Annotated in this window: 12 protein-coding genes; 8 read left to right on the top strand and 4 right to left on the bottom strand. The window is 70.4% G+C overall.

Features of this window, described 5'->3' with window-relative positions; all coding sequences use genetic code 11:
* Nucleotides 1-69: 69 nt before the first annotated feature.
* A complete protein-coding gene (gene cysN / locus BM041_RS15735; RefSeq protein WP_092960812.1) occupies nucleotides 70-1,980 on the bottom strand; it encodes a sulfate adenylyltransferase subunit CysN in 1,911 nt (636 codons plus the stop codon).
* A gap of 174 nt (nucleotides 1,981-2,154) precedes the next feature.
* On the opposite strand from cysN, the gene cysQ reads away from it, so the two are divergent.
* Genes cysQ through BM041_RS15715 form a run of 4 tightly spaced genes read left to right on the top strand, consistent with a single transcriptional unit; the run spans nucleotide 2,155 to nucleotide 6,837 of the window.
* Complete coding sequence (gene cysQ, locus BM041_RS15730) at nucleotides 2,155-2,940, top strand: 3'(2'),5'-bisphosphate nucleotidase CysQ (RefSeq protein ID WP_092960811.1); 786 nt, start codon at nucleotides 2,155-2,157, stop codon at nucleotides 2,938-2,940.
* Between the two features lie 21 nt (nucleotides 2,941-2,961).
* On the top strand, nucleotides 2,962-4,548 hold the full coding sequence (locus BM041_RS15725) for a hypothetical protein (protein WP_092960810.1): 1,587 nt from the start codon (nucleotides 2,962-2,964) through the stop codon (nucleotides 4,546-4,548).
* Nucleotides 4,541-5,794 carry a glycosyltransferase gene (locus BM041_RS15720; RefSeq protein WP_092960809.1) on the top strand — a complete coding sequence of 418 codons (1,254 nt, stop codon included), beginning with the start codon at nucleotides 4,541-4,543 and terminating at the stop codon, nucleotides 5,792-5,794. The genes BM041_RS15725 and BM041_RS15720 overlap by 8 nt, the downstream gene beginning before the upstream one ends.
* Nucleotides 5,791-6,837 (top strand): glycosyltransferase family 4 protein, encoded by a 1,047-nt coding sequence (locus BM041_RS15715; protein WP_092960808.1) that lies wholly within the window; start codon nucleotides 5,791-5,793, stop codon nucleotides 6,835-6,837. Before BM041_RS15720 ends, BM041_RS15715 begins: the two co-directional genes overlap by 4 nt.
* Before the next feature lie 71 nt (nucleotides 6,838-6,908).
* Here BM041_RS15715 and BM041_RS15710 read toward each other — a convergent pair whose 3' ends face one another.
* Together BM041_RS15710 and BM041_RS15705 are read right to left on the bottom strand one after the other, a co-directional pair.
* Complete coding sequence (locus BM041_RS15710) at nucleotides 6,909-8,033, bottom strand: hypothetical protein (RefSeq protein WP_092960807.1); 1,125 nt, start codon at nucleotides 8,031-8,033, stop codon at nucleotides 6,909-6,911.
* Complete coding sequence (locus BM041_RS15705) at nucleotides 8,030-8,713, bottom strand: hypothetical protein (RefSeq protein ID WP_092960806.1); 684 nt, start codon at nucleotides 8,711-8,713, stop codon at nucleotides 8,030-8,032. The genes BM041_RS15710 and BM041_RS15705 overlap by 4 nt, the downstream gene beginning before the upstream one ends.
* Before the next feature lie 131 nt (nucleotides 8,714-8,844).
* Here BM041_RS15705 and BM041_RS15700 point away from each other — a divergent pair, with 131 nt between their 5' ends.
* The gene (locus BM041_RS15700) at nucleotides 8,845-9,351 is read left to right on the top strand and encodes a hypothetical protein (protein WP_092960805.1); all 507 of its coding nucleotides are present in this window, start codon (nucleotides 8,845-8,847) and stop codon (nucleotides 9,349-9,351) included.
* 7 nt (nucleotides 9,352-9,358) lie between these two features.
* On the opposite strand, the gene dnaE is transcribed toward BM041_RS15700, so the two are convergent.
* A complete protein-coding gene (gene dnaE / locus BM041_RS15695; RefSeq protein WP_092960804.1) occupies nucleotides 9,359-12,805 on the bottom strand; it encodes a DNA polymerase III subunit alpha in 3,447 nt (1,148 codons plus the stop codon).
* A gap of 83 nt (nucleotides 12,806-12,888) precedes the next feature.
* Here dnaE and BM041_RS15690 point away from each other — a divergent pair, with 83 nt between their 5' ends.
* The 3 genes from BM041_RS15690 to BM041_RS15680 are packed head-to-tail and all read left to right on the top strand — an operon-like array spanning nucleotide 12,889 to nucleotide 14,993.
* Nucleotides 12,889-13,362, top strand: a complete 474-nt coding sequence (locus BM041_RS15690) for a nucleoside deaminase (protein WP_092960803.1) — start codon at nucleotides 12,889-12,891, stop codon at nucleotides 13,360-13,362.
* 10 nt (nucleotides 13,363-13,372) lie between these two features.
* The gene (locus BM041_RS15685) at nucleotides 13,373-14,068 is read left to right on the top strand and encodes a class I SAM-dependent methyltransferase (RefSeq protein ID WP_092960802.1); all 696 of its coding nucleotides are present in this window, start codon (nucleotides 13,373-13,375) and stop codon (nucleotides 14,066-14,068) included.
* On the top strand, nucleotides 14,061-14,993 hold the full coding sequence (locus tag BM041_RS15680) for a hypothetical protein (protein WP_092960801.1): 933 nt from the start codon (nucleotides 14,061-14,063) through the stop codon (nucleotides 14,991-14,993). Before BM041_RS15685 ends, BM041_RS15680 begins: the two co-directional genes overlap by 8 nt.
* Nucleotides 14,994-15,008: the final 15 nt, after the last annotated feature.

Raw genomic sequence — 15,008 nt, 5'->3', positions numbered from 1 at the left:
CAGCGCCGAGTCTCAATTCAATAAGCCAATCACGATGCTCTACTCCCTACCGCTCCACCAGCCGCGCGGTCAACGCGGGAGCAGTCCCCGAAGATGCGCCAGCACCGCCTCGGCCGCCTGGTCCGGCGTCAGCCCGACGGTGGAAAGCCGCAGCTCCGGCGTCTCCGGCGGCTCATAGGGGCTGCTGACGCCGGTGAAGTTCTTGATCGCGCCGGACATCGCCTTGGCATAGAGGCCCTTGGGGTCGCGGCGGACGCATTCCTCGATCGGCGTATCGACGAAGACCTCGATGAACTCGCCGGGCTCCATCAGTTCCCGCACCATCCGCCGTTCGGCCCGGAAGGGGGAGATGAAGGAGCAGATCACGACCAGCCCGGCATCGAGGAAGAGCTTCGCAACCTCTCCCACCCGGCGGATGTTCTCCACCCGGTCGGCATCGGTGAAGCCGAGATCGCGGTTGAGACCGTGGCGGAGGTTGTCGCCATCCAGCGTGTAGGTGTGGCGCCCTTCGCGGTGCAGCGCCTGTTCCACCAGCTTGGCGATGGTGGATTTGCCGGAGCCCGACAGGCCGGTGAACCACAGCACCAGGGGCGTCTGCCGGTCCAGCGCCGCGCGCGCGGCCTTGTCCACCAGGAATTCCTCCTGGTGGATGTTGGTCGCGCGGCGCAGGCTGAACGCCACCATCCCCGCCCCGGCCGTGCGGTTGGTGAAGCGGTCCACCAGCACGAAGGCGCCGGTCTGCCGGTTCTCCGCATAGGGATCCATCGGTACGCGCTGCGCGGCGGAGAGGTTGCAGAAGCCGATCTCGTTCAGGTCGAGCCGCCGTGCCGGCAGCTGCTTCTGCGTGTTCACATCGACGCGGTGGCGGATGCTGGTGATGGAGACCGGCGTCCAGAGATTGCCGATGCGCATCAGGTACTGCCGGCCGGGCAGCATCGCATCCTCATCCATCCACAGCAGGTGGGCGGCGAACTGGTCGGTGACGGCGGGGCGGTCCTGCGGCTTCGCCAGCACGTCGCCCCGCGCCACATCCACCTCATCCGCCAGGCAGATCGTCACCGCCTCCCCGGCCTCCGCCACCGCCTGGTCCGCATCGGGGCCGAGGATGCGCGCGACCTTGCTGGCCCGACCCGACGCCGCGACCACCACCGCATCCCCCACCGCGACGCGGCCGGAGGCGATGGTGCCGGCAAATCCCCGAAAGTCCTGGTTGGGCCGGTTCACCCATTGCACGGGGAAGCGGAAGGGCTGGCTGGCCGCATCCGTATCCACGTCCACCGCCTCCAGATGCTCGACCAGCGTCGGGCCTGCATACCAGGGCAGGCGCGGTGATCGCGCCGTCACATTGTCCCCGAACCGGGCGGAAAGCGGGATGGCGACCAGCGTGCGGAAGCCCATCCCGGCGGCGAAGGCCGTGTACTCCGCCACGATCCGGTCGAAGACCGCCTGGTCGAAATCCACCAGGTCGATCTTGTTCACCGCCAGCACGACATGCCGGATGCCGAGCAGGGAGACGATGGTGGAATGACGCCTTGTCTGCGTCAGCACGCCCTTGCGGGCGTCGCACAGGATGATGGCGAGGTCGGAGTTGGACGCCCCCGTCGCCATGTTGCGCGTGTACTGCTCATGCCCCGGCGTGTCGGCGACGATGAAGCTACGGGCGGGGGTGGCGAAGAAGCGGTAGGCGACATCGATGGTGATGCCCTGCTGGCGCTCCGCCTCCAGCCCATCCACCAGCAGCGCGAGGTCGATCTCCTCCCCCACCGTGCCATGCTTGCGGCTGTCCTTCGCGATGGTGGCCAGCGTGTCGTCCATGATCAGGCGGCTGTCATAGAGCAGCCTGCCGATCAGCGTGGACTTGCCGTCATCGACGGAACCGCAGGTCAGGAAGCTCAGCAGGCCCCGCGCCGCCCGCGCTTGCGTGCCGTCACCAGGCGACTGGGCGGCGGGGGACTGACCGGCGGTGATCTCGGCATCCATCGCGGCCGTGCTTTCCTTTCCGCGCCCCGCCGCGCCCTTCTGCGCGGGCCCGGGTTTCCCCGGGGGCCGCGGGCCGGCTACAAACTTGCTATCACACGACCAGACCGCGACCGGCAAGATGCGCCCCGGTCCCCAGGATGGCCCCAAGGATAACTGCGAGGATACCACGCGCCGATGAACGAATTGCACGCCCTGCTTGCCCGCTTCACCGCCCTGTCCGCCGAGGCGGGGGCGCGGGTGGTGGAGGTGCGTTCGCGCAGCTACGGCGTCGCCTCCAAATCCGACGGATCGCCCCTGACGGAGGCGGATCTGGCCGCCGATGCCGTGATCGCGGCCGGCCTGCCCCGCGCCGCCCCCGGCATCCCCGTGGTGTCGGAGGAGGATGCGCTGCATGTGGCGCTCCGCGCCGGGGCGCCCTTCATCCTGGTCGATCCGCTGGACGGCACGCGCGAATTCCTCGGCCCCTCCGGCGAGTTCACCGTGAACATCGCCCTGATCGAGGATGGGGTGCCGGCCTGCGGCGTGGTCTATGCGCCCGCGCTCGGCATGGCCTGGCGCGGCATCCGCGGCAAGGGCGCGCAGGCCGCGCGGCTGGCGGTGGGGGATGACCCGTCCCGCGCGGAATGGCGGACCATCCAGGCCCGGCCCCGCCCCGCCGCGGATTGGACGGCGGTGGCCAGCCGGTCCCACATGGATGCGGAAACCACCGCCTTCCTGGCCGGGCTGCCGATCGGGGAACACCGCTCCATCGGGTCCTCCATCAAGTTCTGCCTCCTGGCGCAGGGGGAGGCCGACGTCTATCCCCGCTTCGGCCCGACCATGGAATGGGATACGGCGGCGGGCCAGGCGGTGCTGGAAGCCGCCGGCGGGCGGGTGGAAACGCCGGCCGGCGCGCCCTTCCGCTACGGCAAGACGGAACAGGGCTTCCTCAACGGCGCCTTCATCGCCTGGGGTGCATGAGGCGCGGTAGGAGGCAGTTCGATGATCATCGCCGCGGATGAAAGCCTGCAGGTCGGCATCGATGCGGTGATCCCGCTATCGCCCCGCCACGCCGTGGCGCTGGGCTGGGCGATGACGCCGCGTGGAGAGGGCACGGAACTCTCCATCGCCGCCGGGCGCGCCGGCGACTGCCCCATCGAGCATTCGAGCTTCCACGCCCGCCCCGCGATCCAGCCCGCCGATCCGCGCCACGCCGTGGTCAACGGCTTCATCCTGGTCTTCGCCATGCCGGAGGATCCGGCGGACGCCATGCCCGAGGATGCCGCGGAACTGGTCTTCACGCTGCAGGCCGGGGACCGCGTGGTGCGGGCGGATCTGCGCGATCCCCGCATTCCCCGCGACCCGGCCCGGCTGCTGGCGGAGACGGATTGGCAGGTCGCCTTCGGCCTGCTGAAGGACACCGCCGCCAGCCCCCTGCTGGCCCCGCTGGCCGCGCAGGCGGACCGTGCCTATGGCCTCTTCGGCGACTGGCTGGCCCGCCTGCCCCTGCTGCGCGGGCGGCAGGAGAAGGTGGCCCCGCTGGCCGAGGCCGAGGCCCTGTCCGCCCCGTCCGGGGAGGTCGTGGTGGTGCTGCGCGCCACCCATCCCGTGCCGCCCGACGCGACCCTGGAGTCCGCGCTGATCGGCTACTATGCGGGCCCCGATGGTGGGATGCCCGCGCTGCTGCCGGTGCCGCTGGCCGAATGGCACGCCGCGCCCCTGCCGACCATCATGGCGGGCTACGGGCGGATCGATGCCCGCTGGCTCGATGGCCTGCAGGGGCTGGAGGTGGTGCTGCAGGCCAGGCTGCGCGGGGAGGAAGCCTTCTGCCTGCGGATCCAGCCCCGCCCGGCCGCGGTGCCGCCGCTGCTGGATGCGCTGTGTCGCGGCAATCGCCTGGCCGCGATGCCGCTGGATGCCGGCAGCGGCCCCGCCATCGCGCTGCTGCGGGCCGTGATCGCGCGGCGGGAAGCCGCCTTCGCGCCGGGGCTGGAGGCGCTGGCCGCAAAGGCAGCCACATCACCTGCCAGCACACCCGCCAGCGCGCGGATCATCCTGATGCTGGGCACCGACGATCCCTCCGCCGCAAGGCTGTTCCACGTGGTGGCGCCGGAGATCGAGCGCCGCTGCGACCGCCTGCTGCTGATGGGCGATGCGGCGGATGCGGTGGCGCAGGTCTTCGCCCGGCGCGGCCGCATCCCCGCCGTGACGGGGCCCGCGGCGGTGCAGGGGCTGCGGGATGCGGCGGGGGAGGATGGGATCCTCGTCGTCGATGTCGCGCGCTACGCCGCCGCCCTCGCTGCGGGCGCGGGGCAGGACGACGCGCTCGGCCAGCCCTTGCGCCGCGCTGACCTGGCGCGGCTGCTGGGGCTGCACGCCGCCGCGGGCTGCGGCGCGGGGCTGCCGGACAGCCTCGCCCGGCTGCTGCGCCTGATGCGCGCCGAGCCGGGGGAACTGCCCTTCCCGCCCGCGCCCTACGCCATGGCGACCACGGAGGTGGCCGACCTGGTGAACGACCACCTCGCCCGGCTCTGGACGGCCGGCGACCCTGCCGCCCGCGCCCGGATGGAGGCCCCGCCCCATGGCTGACGCCCCGCGCATCTGCATCGTGAGCCACTCCCACCCCGATTTCTCCAAGGGGGGCGGTGAGATGGCGGCGCATCGCCAGTTCACCGCGCTGCGCCATGCCGGGCGCCGGCCGATCCTGGTCGCCGCCAGCGATGTCGGCACCCGCTACGCCGCGCTGCGGCCGATCGAGCCGGTGATGCGGCAGGCGGAGGATGAGTACATCTACACCTTCGCCGGCATGGCCGATGACCGCCTGGCGTGGGAGGACCCGCACCAGCGCCGCGTGCTGGTGGATTTCCTGGCGAGCCTGCCGGTCGATGTCTTCCACCTGCATCATTACTGGCGCGTCGGCACCGACCTGATCGTGGATCTGATGGCCGCGCGCCCCGATGCGCGCTTCGCCATCACGATGCATGAGATGCTGGCGATCTGCCTGCATTACGGCCAGATGGTCCGCACCCAGTCACGGGAACTCTGCCGGGCCGAAAGCCCGATGCGCTGCCTGACCTGCTTCCCGGACCAGACGCTGGAACGCTTCGCCATCCGCAAGGCGACGCTGCTGTCCACGCTCAGCCGCTTCCACGCCGTGATCCATCCCAGCGCCTTCATCCGGGACCGCTACCTCGCCTGGGGGCTGACGCGGCCCCATGCCGCGGTGATCGAGAACTACCTGGGCGACGAGGCGCTGGCCCTGCCCCGCCCCATCAGCCCCGTCCCGGCGGATGCGGCCAGCTTCGGCTTCTTCGGATCGCCGACGCTGTTCAAGGGGCTGGACGTCCTGCTGCGCGCCCTGCCGCTGGCGCTCCGCGCCAATCCCGCCATCACGCTGACCGTCTTCGGGGCGGAGCGGGAGGAGGTGGTGAAGCTGTTCCCAGGGCTCGACCCCGTCATCACCGATGCCGGCCGGGCGCTGGCCTTCGCCGGGCGCTACGACCCCGCCGATGCCGTGGCGCTGATGGGCTCCGTCGGCTGGGCGATCATGCCCTCCATCTGGTGGGAGAATTCGCCGGTGGTGATCCAGGAGGCAAGGCGCGCCGGCACGCCGCTGATCGTCGCCGACATCGGCGGCATGGCGGAGAAGGTGGCGGAGGGCATCGACGGGATGCACTTCAAGCGCGCCTCCCCGGTGGACCTGGCCCGCGCCATGGTGGAAGCCGCCACCCCCGGCACCCGCGATCGCTACGCCGCCAGCGTCAGGGACGTGATCACGCGCGACGAATTCCTGGCGGCGCTGGACGACGCCTATGCCGCGGGGGGCGCGGCTTGAGCAGCCCGGCGCGGCGCCTCGCCATCGTCATGTCCCATGCGCAGCGCAGCATGGGCGGCGCGATGCGGGAGGCCGTCCTGGCCCGCGCGCTGGTGGCGCAGGGGATGGAGGTCCGCATCTTCCGCCTGCATGGCGGGGAGGCGCTGGAGGAGGAGACGGTGCTGGACGGTGCCGTGCCCGTCAGCTTCTGCCCGGCCGACAACCCGGATGCCATCCCGCACCGCCAGGTCTCGGCCTCCCTGAAGGCGGAGCTGCGCGCCTTCGCGCCCGGGATGGTGCTCTACAAGGGTCTGGGGTACCGGGTGAATGCGGACACCCAGGCGGCGCTGGAACCTGGCACGCGATGCGGCTTCATCGTCGGCGGCGGCGTCACGGACCCGCTGCTCGGCCAGGCGTCGCTGGTGCTCGGCGAATACCGGGAACAGCTGCGCCAGCACTTCATGCCGCTCTGGCGCGCCGGCCAGGCGCTGGTGCTGCCGAAATACGTGGACATGGCGGAAGCAGGCCCGGGCCGCCCGGTGCCGCTGGCCGACGCCGCCTGCGACATCATCAATGTCGGCAATTTCGGCGACGACCGGAAGAACCAGGCAGCCCTGGTGCCGCTGGCCGCGCGGCACCGCGTGACGCTGGTGGGCGGCGGCACGAGGCTCGGCGAATTCCGCCGCTCGGTGCCCGGACGCCTGCGCGCGAAGATCACCTTCGCGGGCCGCCTGCCCCATGCCGGCGTCTTCGCCGCGCTGCGCGGCGCCCGGCTGATGGTCCATACCTCCACCATGGACGGCCTGCCGCGCGCGACGGTGGAGGCGATGGCCTGCGGCGTGCCCGTCATCGCCTATCGCAGCACCATCCAGGGCGGCATCCCGCATGGCGGGGCGGGGCTGCTGGTGGCGGAGGCCGCGCTGCCCCATGCGGTGGAGATGGTGCTGGCCGATGATGAACTCCGCCTGCGCATGGGCGCCAATGCCCGCCGCCATGTGGAGAAGCACCACGGCGTGCCGGCGATCGAGGCCTCGGCGGTCGAGGTGCTGAAGCTCCTCGGCTGACGCTACCGCGCCGCCGCGGGGGTCCCTACCGCGCTGCCGCGGGGGTCCCTACCGCGCTGCCGCGCGGGTCCCTACCGCGCTGCCGCGCGGGCCGCGGCGATGTCCCACGGCAACTGCAGAAAGATCTCGTCCCAGCCCCAGAACTGGCGGAGCGAGGCGCGCAGCGCATTGGGCGGCAGCACCGGCCGGTGGCCGTCATGCGCCGTCACCGGCAGCAGCGGCGCCAGCAGGTCGCGCCAGAAATCCGCCGCCGCCCAGGCATCCACCACGCTGGCATGCAGCCCCATCCGCAACGCCTGGCGGCTGGGCGCGATATGGAAGGGCGGCGTGCCGAGGAAGACACCCTCCTTCCCGAAGAACCGCGCCTCCGCGACCAGGGAGGAGGAGACGCCGATGACGCGCTTCACCGCATCCTGGCCGAGCAGGACATAGCTGTTGTCCGGCACCTCCCGGATGCGGGACAGCGGCAGGCCCACATGGTGGATGCCGAAGCCGCCGGGATTGTAGGGATGCGGCTTGAACAGCACCCGCCCCTCCTCCCCCACCGCCTCGCGCAGCGCGGGCGCGAAATGGGCAAGGTCGAGCAGCCTGCCATCGCGGATCAGCGCCCGGTCCACCCGTGTCTGCCCGACGACCAGGCAGGGTTCCAGGATCGGCCGGTGCGGGGGGATGCGGCTGACCGTGGCCGCCATCAGGTCGGCCCAGGGCTCGAAGATCAGGTCATCGGCATGGTGGCGTCGCAGCCCCGCCATCACCTCCGGCTCCCCGGTCGCGATGGCGAAGAGCAGGTCGGGGCCGAAGCGATAGGGGTGGATGTTCACGTCGATCCAGGGGATGCGCGCCTGGGTCAGCAGCCGCTTCTGGATCTCCGCCAGTTCGAAGCCCACCACCATGGCGGCATCGGCATAGGCGGCCACCATCATGGCAGCGGCCTCGATGGTCAGCGCCGGGGCATCGAAGAGGGACACCCACCCCTCCACATCCGGCGTGGCGCCCGCGGCCGCGTAGAAGCCAGGGGCGTCGAAGCCGGGGCCGAGGTGATCCCACAGCACCGTCTCCACCGGCAGGCCGGTGGCGGCGGCCAGGGGGCGGCGGACCAGGCGGTGGAACCAGCGGATGTTGTCCCGCTGGGCCGGCCGGAACGCCTCCTCCTGCGGTCGCAGCAGGTCGCCGGTAATGATGACCCTGCGCGTCACTCCGCGCGCTCGACCCGCGCCCAGGACAGGCCGAGACCGAGGGCCCTGGCGTCGCGCCGCGGGCCGGTGGCGGGGTCCGTGCGCGGCGTGGTGCGGATCAGCAGCGTGGCGCGGGACCCCGCGGGGCGTTCCAGCAGCGTCACGCGGGCGGAGAACAGGCCCGTCACGCCGTCATTCGACAGCGTCTCGAACAGCAGCGGCATGCCGTCCAGCACCCATTCCTCCGCCGCCATGTCGAGCCCGCTGCCAAAGGGCGCGCGCACCGCGACGGTCAGCACCAGGTCGCCGCCGCCCAGCGCCGGCAGCAGCAGCGATGCCCAGGGCGCCTGGCCGGACCAGCGCAGCACGCCGCCCTCCGTCGGCTCGATCCCGTACCAGCCGAAGCCGATGAAGTCGGGCGTGCCCGCCTCCACGAAGACGGGCCCTTCCTCCGCCGCCGCTTCCGGGCTGCGGGCAGCGATGCGTCGGGCGGCGGGGATGGTGGGCAGCGGGTCGATGCGCAGCCTCTCCTGCCGGGTCAGCGCGGCCTCCCGCTGCGATTGCGCCACCGCATCCAGTTGCGCGGCCAGGCGGGCCAGTTCCTCGATCAGGAACTCGCTCATGATCCGCGCATCCGGCCCCAGCCGGTCCAGCAGCGGCCCCGCGGCTTCGCGCAGCCGCACGGCATGGGCGGCCAGCAACCCGGCATCCAGCAGCGCCGCGGCTTGCCGATCGGGCGAGAGGTCGAGCAGGGGGGACGACAGGGCGGGCTTCCTCCTCGGGCGGGCCTCCTTCCTAGACCATCCCGGCGCGCGCTGGAATCATCCCGGTGATGCAGGACGCCCCCTGCACGGCGCCGCCGCGGCCCGGCATGATGCGCGGCGGGGCAGGCAGCGGGATCACGGCCATGAACACGCAGGTCTTCAACGCGCCGGGCCTGTCGCTGGCGGCGCTCATCATCCTGATGGTCCCGATGCTCTACTTCGCCTTCGCGTCGCTGACCTTCTTCCTGCGGCCGCTCGCCGATCCCATCGTCGGCCGGATGCTGCGCGGCCTGGTCAACACCTGGCTGCTGGCGGTGACCGGGCTTGGCGCGCTGGCCGTCATCGCCTTCATGGCCGCCGGCCAGCCCCGCGTGGCGGCGGGCCTGTCGCTGCTGGCGGCCTGCGCGCTGGCGGCGCGGGCCTGGGCCGTGCCCCGCATCGACGCGGTGCTGCGCGCCCCCGGCGATGGCGCCGCCGCCGCGCTGCGCCGCCTGCATGTGGCGGGCATCGCCTACAATTTGGCGGAGCTGTCCATCATGCTGGGCAGCATCCCGCGCATCTTCCCGGCGGCGTAGCGCGCCGTCAGATCTCCTCCACCTCCGCCACGCCCGGCACCACCTTCATCGCCTGCATCAGGCGCGGGGAGACATTGAACCCCCCCGGCAGCGCGATCTCCACCTCCTGCCCCGGCCCCGTCACGGGCACCAGCAGCACGCGGCCGCGCCCCTTGCCCTCTCGGCCCAGCAGGGTGCGGATGTGGTCCACGGCCGCGGTCTGGTCCAGCCACAGGCGGATGCCACTCGCCATCCCCTGCGCCACCTTCTCCAGCGGCTCCAGCTCCAGCGCCGTCAGCCGCACCGTGTCGCCATCCAGCCGCACTTCCGTCGTCACCACCAGCGCCTGGCCTTCGGACAGCATGCCATCCGCCCGCGCCAGGGTTTCGCTGAAGAAGGTGACTTCGTAGCTGCCTTCCGCGTCGCTGAACTTCACCCAGGCCATCTTGTTGCCGGTCTTGGTGCGGCCCGACTTGATGGCCACAACCGTCCCCGCCAGCTTGAGCCTGGCGGAGCCACCACGCGCACGCTCCGCGATGCGGACGGAGGAGACGGCGCCGATCTTGGTCAGCACCTTCTTGTACGCATCCAGCGGATGGGCAGACAGATGAAAGCCCACCGCCTCCGCCTCATAGGTCAGGCGTTCCAGCGTCGGCCAATCCTGCGCTTCCGGCAGGCGCAGCGGCGGCGGCGCACTCTCCGCGCCGAACATGTCGCGCGTCGGGTTCGCACGGCGCTCCGCCGCTTCCTGCGCCGCGCGCAGCACCGATTCCACGCCCTGCACCATGCGGGCGCGGTTGGGCTCCAGGCTGTCGAAGGCGCCGGCGCGGGCCAGGTTCTCCAGCTGCATCTTGTTCAGCAGCTTGGGATCGACGCGCCCCGCGAAATCCGACAGCGAGGCGAAGGGCCCCGACGCATCCCGCGCCGCCACCAGATCCTTCATCGCGCCCAGGCCCACGCGCTTCACGGCGGCCATCGCGAAGCGGATGGCGATGCTGCCATCGTCCCGCGTCTCCAGCACGAATTCCGCGCCGGATCTGTTCACATCCGGCGGCAGCACCGCGATGCCGAGCCGCGCGGCTTCCTGCATGTGGCCCGCCAGCTTATCGGTATTGCCGAGGTCGAGGGACATGGACGCCGCGAGGAAGGCGACGGGATGGTTCGCCTTCAGCCAGGCGGTCTGGTAGCTGACCAGCGCATAGGCCGCGGCGTGCGACTTGTTGAAGCCGTATTCAGCGAATTTTTCCATCAGGTCGAAGATCTCGCCGGCCTTCGCTTCCGGCACGCCGTTCTTGACCGCGCCTTCGACAAAAATCTTGCGCTGCGCCTCCATCTCGCTGCGGATCTTCTTGCCCATGGCGCGGCGCAGCAGGTCGGCGCCGCCCAGGCTGTAGCCGGCCAGCTCCTGGCTGATCTGCATGACCTGCTCCTGGTAGACCAGGATGCCGTAGGTCTCGCCGACGATGTTCATGATGGCTGGGTGCGGCGGTTCCCACTTCTCGCCATGCTTGCGCTGGCAATAGGCGGGGATGTTCGCCATCGGGCCCGGTCGGTACAGCGACACCGCCGCGATCAAATCCTCGAACCGGTCGGGGCGCATCATGCGGAGGCATTCCCGCATCCCCTGCCCTTCGAACTGGAACACCCCGGCCGCATCGCCCTTGGCGAGCATGGCGTAGGTCTTGGCGTCATCCAGCGGAATGCGTTCGAGGGCGATCTCCACCCCCTGCTTCGCCAGCATCTGCACGGCGCGCTGCAACACCGTCAGCGTCTTCAACCCGAGGAAGTCGAACTTCACCAGGCTCGCCTGCTCGACATATTTCATCGAGTACTGGGTGATGAGCATCGGGCTGCGCGGGTCGCGATACAGCGGCACGATCTCGTTCAGCACCTTCCGTCCGATGACGACGCCGGCGGCGTGGGTGGAGGCGTTGCGGTACAGCCCCTCCAGCTCCTGCGCCACTTCCAGCAGGCGGCTCACCTGCTCGTCATTGTCGCGCATCTCCTGCAGCTTCGGCTCACCCTCGATCGCCTGCGACAGCGTCACGGGCTTGGCGGGGTTGAAGGGGATGAGGCTGGCGATGCGGTCCACCTGGCCATAGGGCAGGCCCATGACGCGTCCGACGTCGCGCACCGCGGCCTTGGCCTGCAGCTTGCCGAAGGTGATGATCTGCGCGACGCGGTCCGCGCCATATTCGCGCACGACATACTGGATCACCTCGTCCCGCCGGTCCTGGCAGAAGTCGATGTCGAAGTCCGGCATGGACACGCGTTCGGGGTTCAGGAAGCGTTCGAACAGCAACCCGAAGCGCATGGGGTCGAGGTCGGTGATCAGCAGCGCCCAGGCGGCCACGGACCCCGCGCCCGAACCGCGCCCCGGCCCCACCGGAATGTCCTGCGCCTTCGCCCATTGGATGAAGTCGGCAACGATCAGGAAGTAGCCGGAGAAGCCCATCTTCTCGATGACGTTCAGCTCATAGGCCAGGCGCTCCCGATATTTCGGCCGCTCCGCCTCCGGCGTCCCCTGGTCCTCCAGCCGCTTCTCCAGCCCGCTGGTCGCCATGTCGGCGACCGTCTCGGCCTCCGTCATGCCCGGCTTCACCTTCGGGCAGACCGGCAGTTCGGGCTTCTTCGATTCCGCCATCACGGCGCAGCGCCGCGCGATGGCGATGGTGTTGTCGCAGGCATCGGGCAGATCCGCGAATAATTCGCGCATCGCCTCCGCCGACTTGAAGTAGTGCTCCGCCGTCACGCGGCGGCGGTCGGTTTCCGCGATCACGCGTCCCTCCGCGATGCAGAGCAGCGCATCATGCGCGGCATGCATTTCCGGCTTCGCGAAATAGACGTCGTTGGTGGCGACGATGGGCAGGCGGGCGGCATCCGCGAGCGCCAGCAGCCCGGGCTCGATCACCTTCTCCACGGCCAATCCGTGGCGCTGCAATTCCACCGCCAGCCGGTCCCCGAACATCTCCGCCAGTCTGGCCAGCAGCTTTTCCGCGGCTTCCTTCCGGCCTTCCGCCAGCAACCGCCCCAGCGGGCCGGTCGTGCCGCCGGTCAGCAGGAAGATGCCCTCGGCATGCGCGCCCAGCGCCGCCAGCGTCACGCAGGGCTCCCCCGAAGGATCGGTCGCCAGGTAGCCGAAGGAGGACAGGCGCTGGAGGTTCTCCAGCCCCGCCGCATTCATCGCCAGCGCCACGATGGGGTCCGGCCGGTTGCGGTGGGGGTCGCTGGCGCGGCCGCCGCCTTCATCCGTCTCGCCCCGGGCCAGGTTGAGCTGGCAGCCCATGATGGGCTGGATGCCCTTGGCGGTGCAGCCCTGGCTGAACTCCAGCGCGCCGAACAGATTGGCGCTGTCCGTCAGCGCCACCGCGGGCATGCCATACCCGCGCGCGAGCGCCGGCAGCTTGTCCGCCTTGATGGCACCCTCCGACAGGGAATAGGCGGAATGGGCGTGAAGGTGGATGAAGCTGCTCATGCCGCCCAAGGTAGGGGGGCGCGGCCCCGGAATCCACGACTTCGCCTTGCCCCCTGCGCCCCGGCCATTCCACGCTGTGGACAATGCGCGAATCGACCGATCTGAGACTCCTCCGCCGGGCCATCGCCCTTGCCGCCGAGGCACGGGCGGAGGGCAACCACCCCTTCGCCGCCCTCCTCGCCGCCCCCGACGGCACGGTCCTGATGGAGGCGAAGAACGGCTTCCACCCGCATGGCGACGGCACGGCCCATGCCGAAAGGCTGCTCGCCACCCGCGCCTGCATCGAACTCAGCCCCGAGGTCCGCGCCACCGCCACCATGGTGAGCAGCGCCGAGCCCTGCGCCATGTGCGCCGGCGCGATGTACTGGGCCGGGATCGGGCGGCTGGTCTATGGCCTCTCCGAAGCCCGCCTCAAGGCGCTGATCGGCCCGCATCCGGAGAACCTGACCATGGACCTGCCCTGCCGCCAGGTCTTCGCCGCCGGCCAGCGCCCCATCGCCGTGGAAGGCCCGGCGCTGGAGGATGAGGCGGAGGCGCCGCATCGCGGCTTCTGGTAGGATCAGCCCCATGAAGACCTATCGCCAGATCTGGGAAGCGCCCAAGCCCTTCCGGTCCGACAAATGGGACCACTACCTCGACCTCTATGACCGCTACCTCCTGCCCTACAGGGACGGGAGGCCGATCACCTACCTGGAGATCGGGGTGCAGGGCGGCGGGTCGCTCTGCGCCGCGCGCGAGTATTTCGGGCCGGAGGCAGGCATCTTCGGCATCGACACGGACCCCGGCAGCCGCGCCGTGGAGGAAGCCGGCATCGCCAACCGTGTCTTCACCGGCACCCAGGGCGATTTCGACTTCTTGAATGAGGTGATCGCGGAAATCGGCACGCCCGACATCATCATCGACGATGGATCGCACCAGCAGGGCGACATGGTGACGACCTTCCTCGGCCTGTTTCCGGTGCTGGCTGATAACGGGCTCTACATCGTGGAGGACACGCACACCGTCCACTACCCGTCGCACCAGGACACTACGCTCGGCATCAATGTCTACGACTACTTCAAGGGCCTGACGGACAAGATGATGGCGGACTTCATGCACCAGAACCGCCACCGCGCCCGCTTCCGCGAACACCCGGACGCGCGCGAAGGCCGGCTGGACCGCCGCAATCCCATCGGCACCGCGATCGGCGGCCTGCATTTCCATGACAGCATGATCGTCGTCGAGAAGACGCCCTACCGGGAAGCCTGGAGGCGGAATGCCTGAGGCGACCCTGCCTGAGGCAACCGGACCGCGCGATATCGTCTTCGTCATCGAACGCGCGCAGCAAAGGGCGGGGTCCGCCCATCTCCGCGGCAGGCAGCTTGCATCCCTCTTCGCGCAGGTGGCCGCGGATTATGGGCGCGGGGTGCGCGTGGCGTTCAGCGACGAAGCCATCGCCGACGCCGTCGCCATCGTCAACAAATCCGCGCTGATGCCGAAGCCGCAATCCGTGGTGGCGCGGCTGAAGCAAGCCGGCTGCACCGTTCTGGTCGATTTCGTGGACCGGCGCGTGACCGCGGCCGATGGGGACGCGGCGGATGGGTTCATCGCCGTCTCCGCAGCGCAGTACAGGCACCTCCGCGCCACCTGGCCGGACAAGGCGGTGATCCACCTGCCGCACCATGTGGACCTGGATATCCCGCCCATCGCCTGCCAGTGGGACCGCTTCGCCTGCGCCTATTTCGGCAATTTCGACAACGCGCTTCACCTGGACGCGGTGCGCGAGGCGGGGCTGGTCACGACGGTGGAGACGCTGACGGGCAACAAGAACCATTGGTTCGAGGTACTGCCCGGCTACAACCTGCACTACGCCTTCCGCCCCCGAGCCCATTGGGGCGCCGGCTTCAAGCCCTTCACCAAGGGCTTCACCGCCGCCCATGCCGGCGCCATCGTCGTCGTCGCCGATGATGACGAGGAAGCGACCGAGTTGCTGGGGGCCGACTACCCCTTCCGTATCCCAGCGGCCGCTACCGCAGACGCCGTCATCGGCCACCTCCGCGCCATGCGTGACAGCTTCGGCAACAGCGCCTGGCGCGAAGCCCGGCTGCGAATGCGGCGCCTGCGCACCATCTCCTCCGCGCCCTATCTGCTCCACCTGATCCGCGCCCTGGCCTTCGAGGCGGGGCCGCATGAGAGAGTGTTCGCGTAGGCGGTGAACCTGCGC

It is taken from the genome of Falsiroseomonas stagni DSM 19981, assembly GCF_900114315.1.
Taxonomy (GTDB): domain Bacteria; phylum Pseudomonadota; class Alphaproteobacteria; order Acetobacterales; family Acetobacteraceae; genus Falsiroseomonas; species Falsiroseomonas stagni.
Note: the sequence above shows the minus strand (reverse complement) of the source record. Positions and strands in the feature narration are given on the sequence as shown.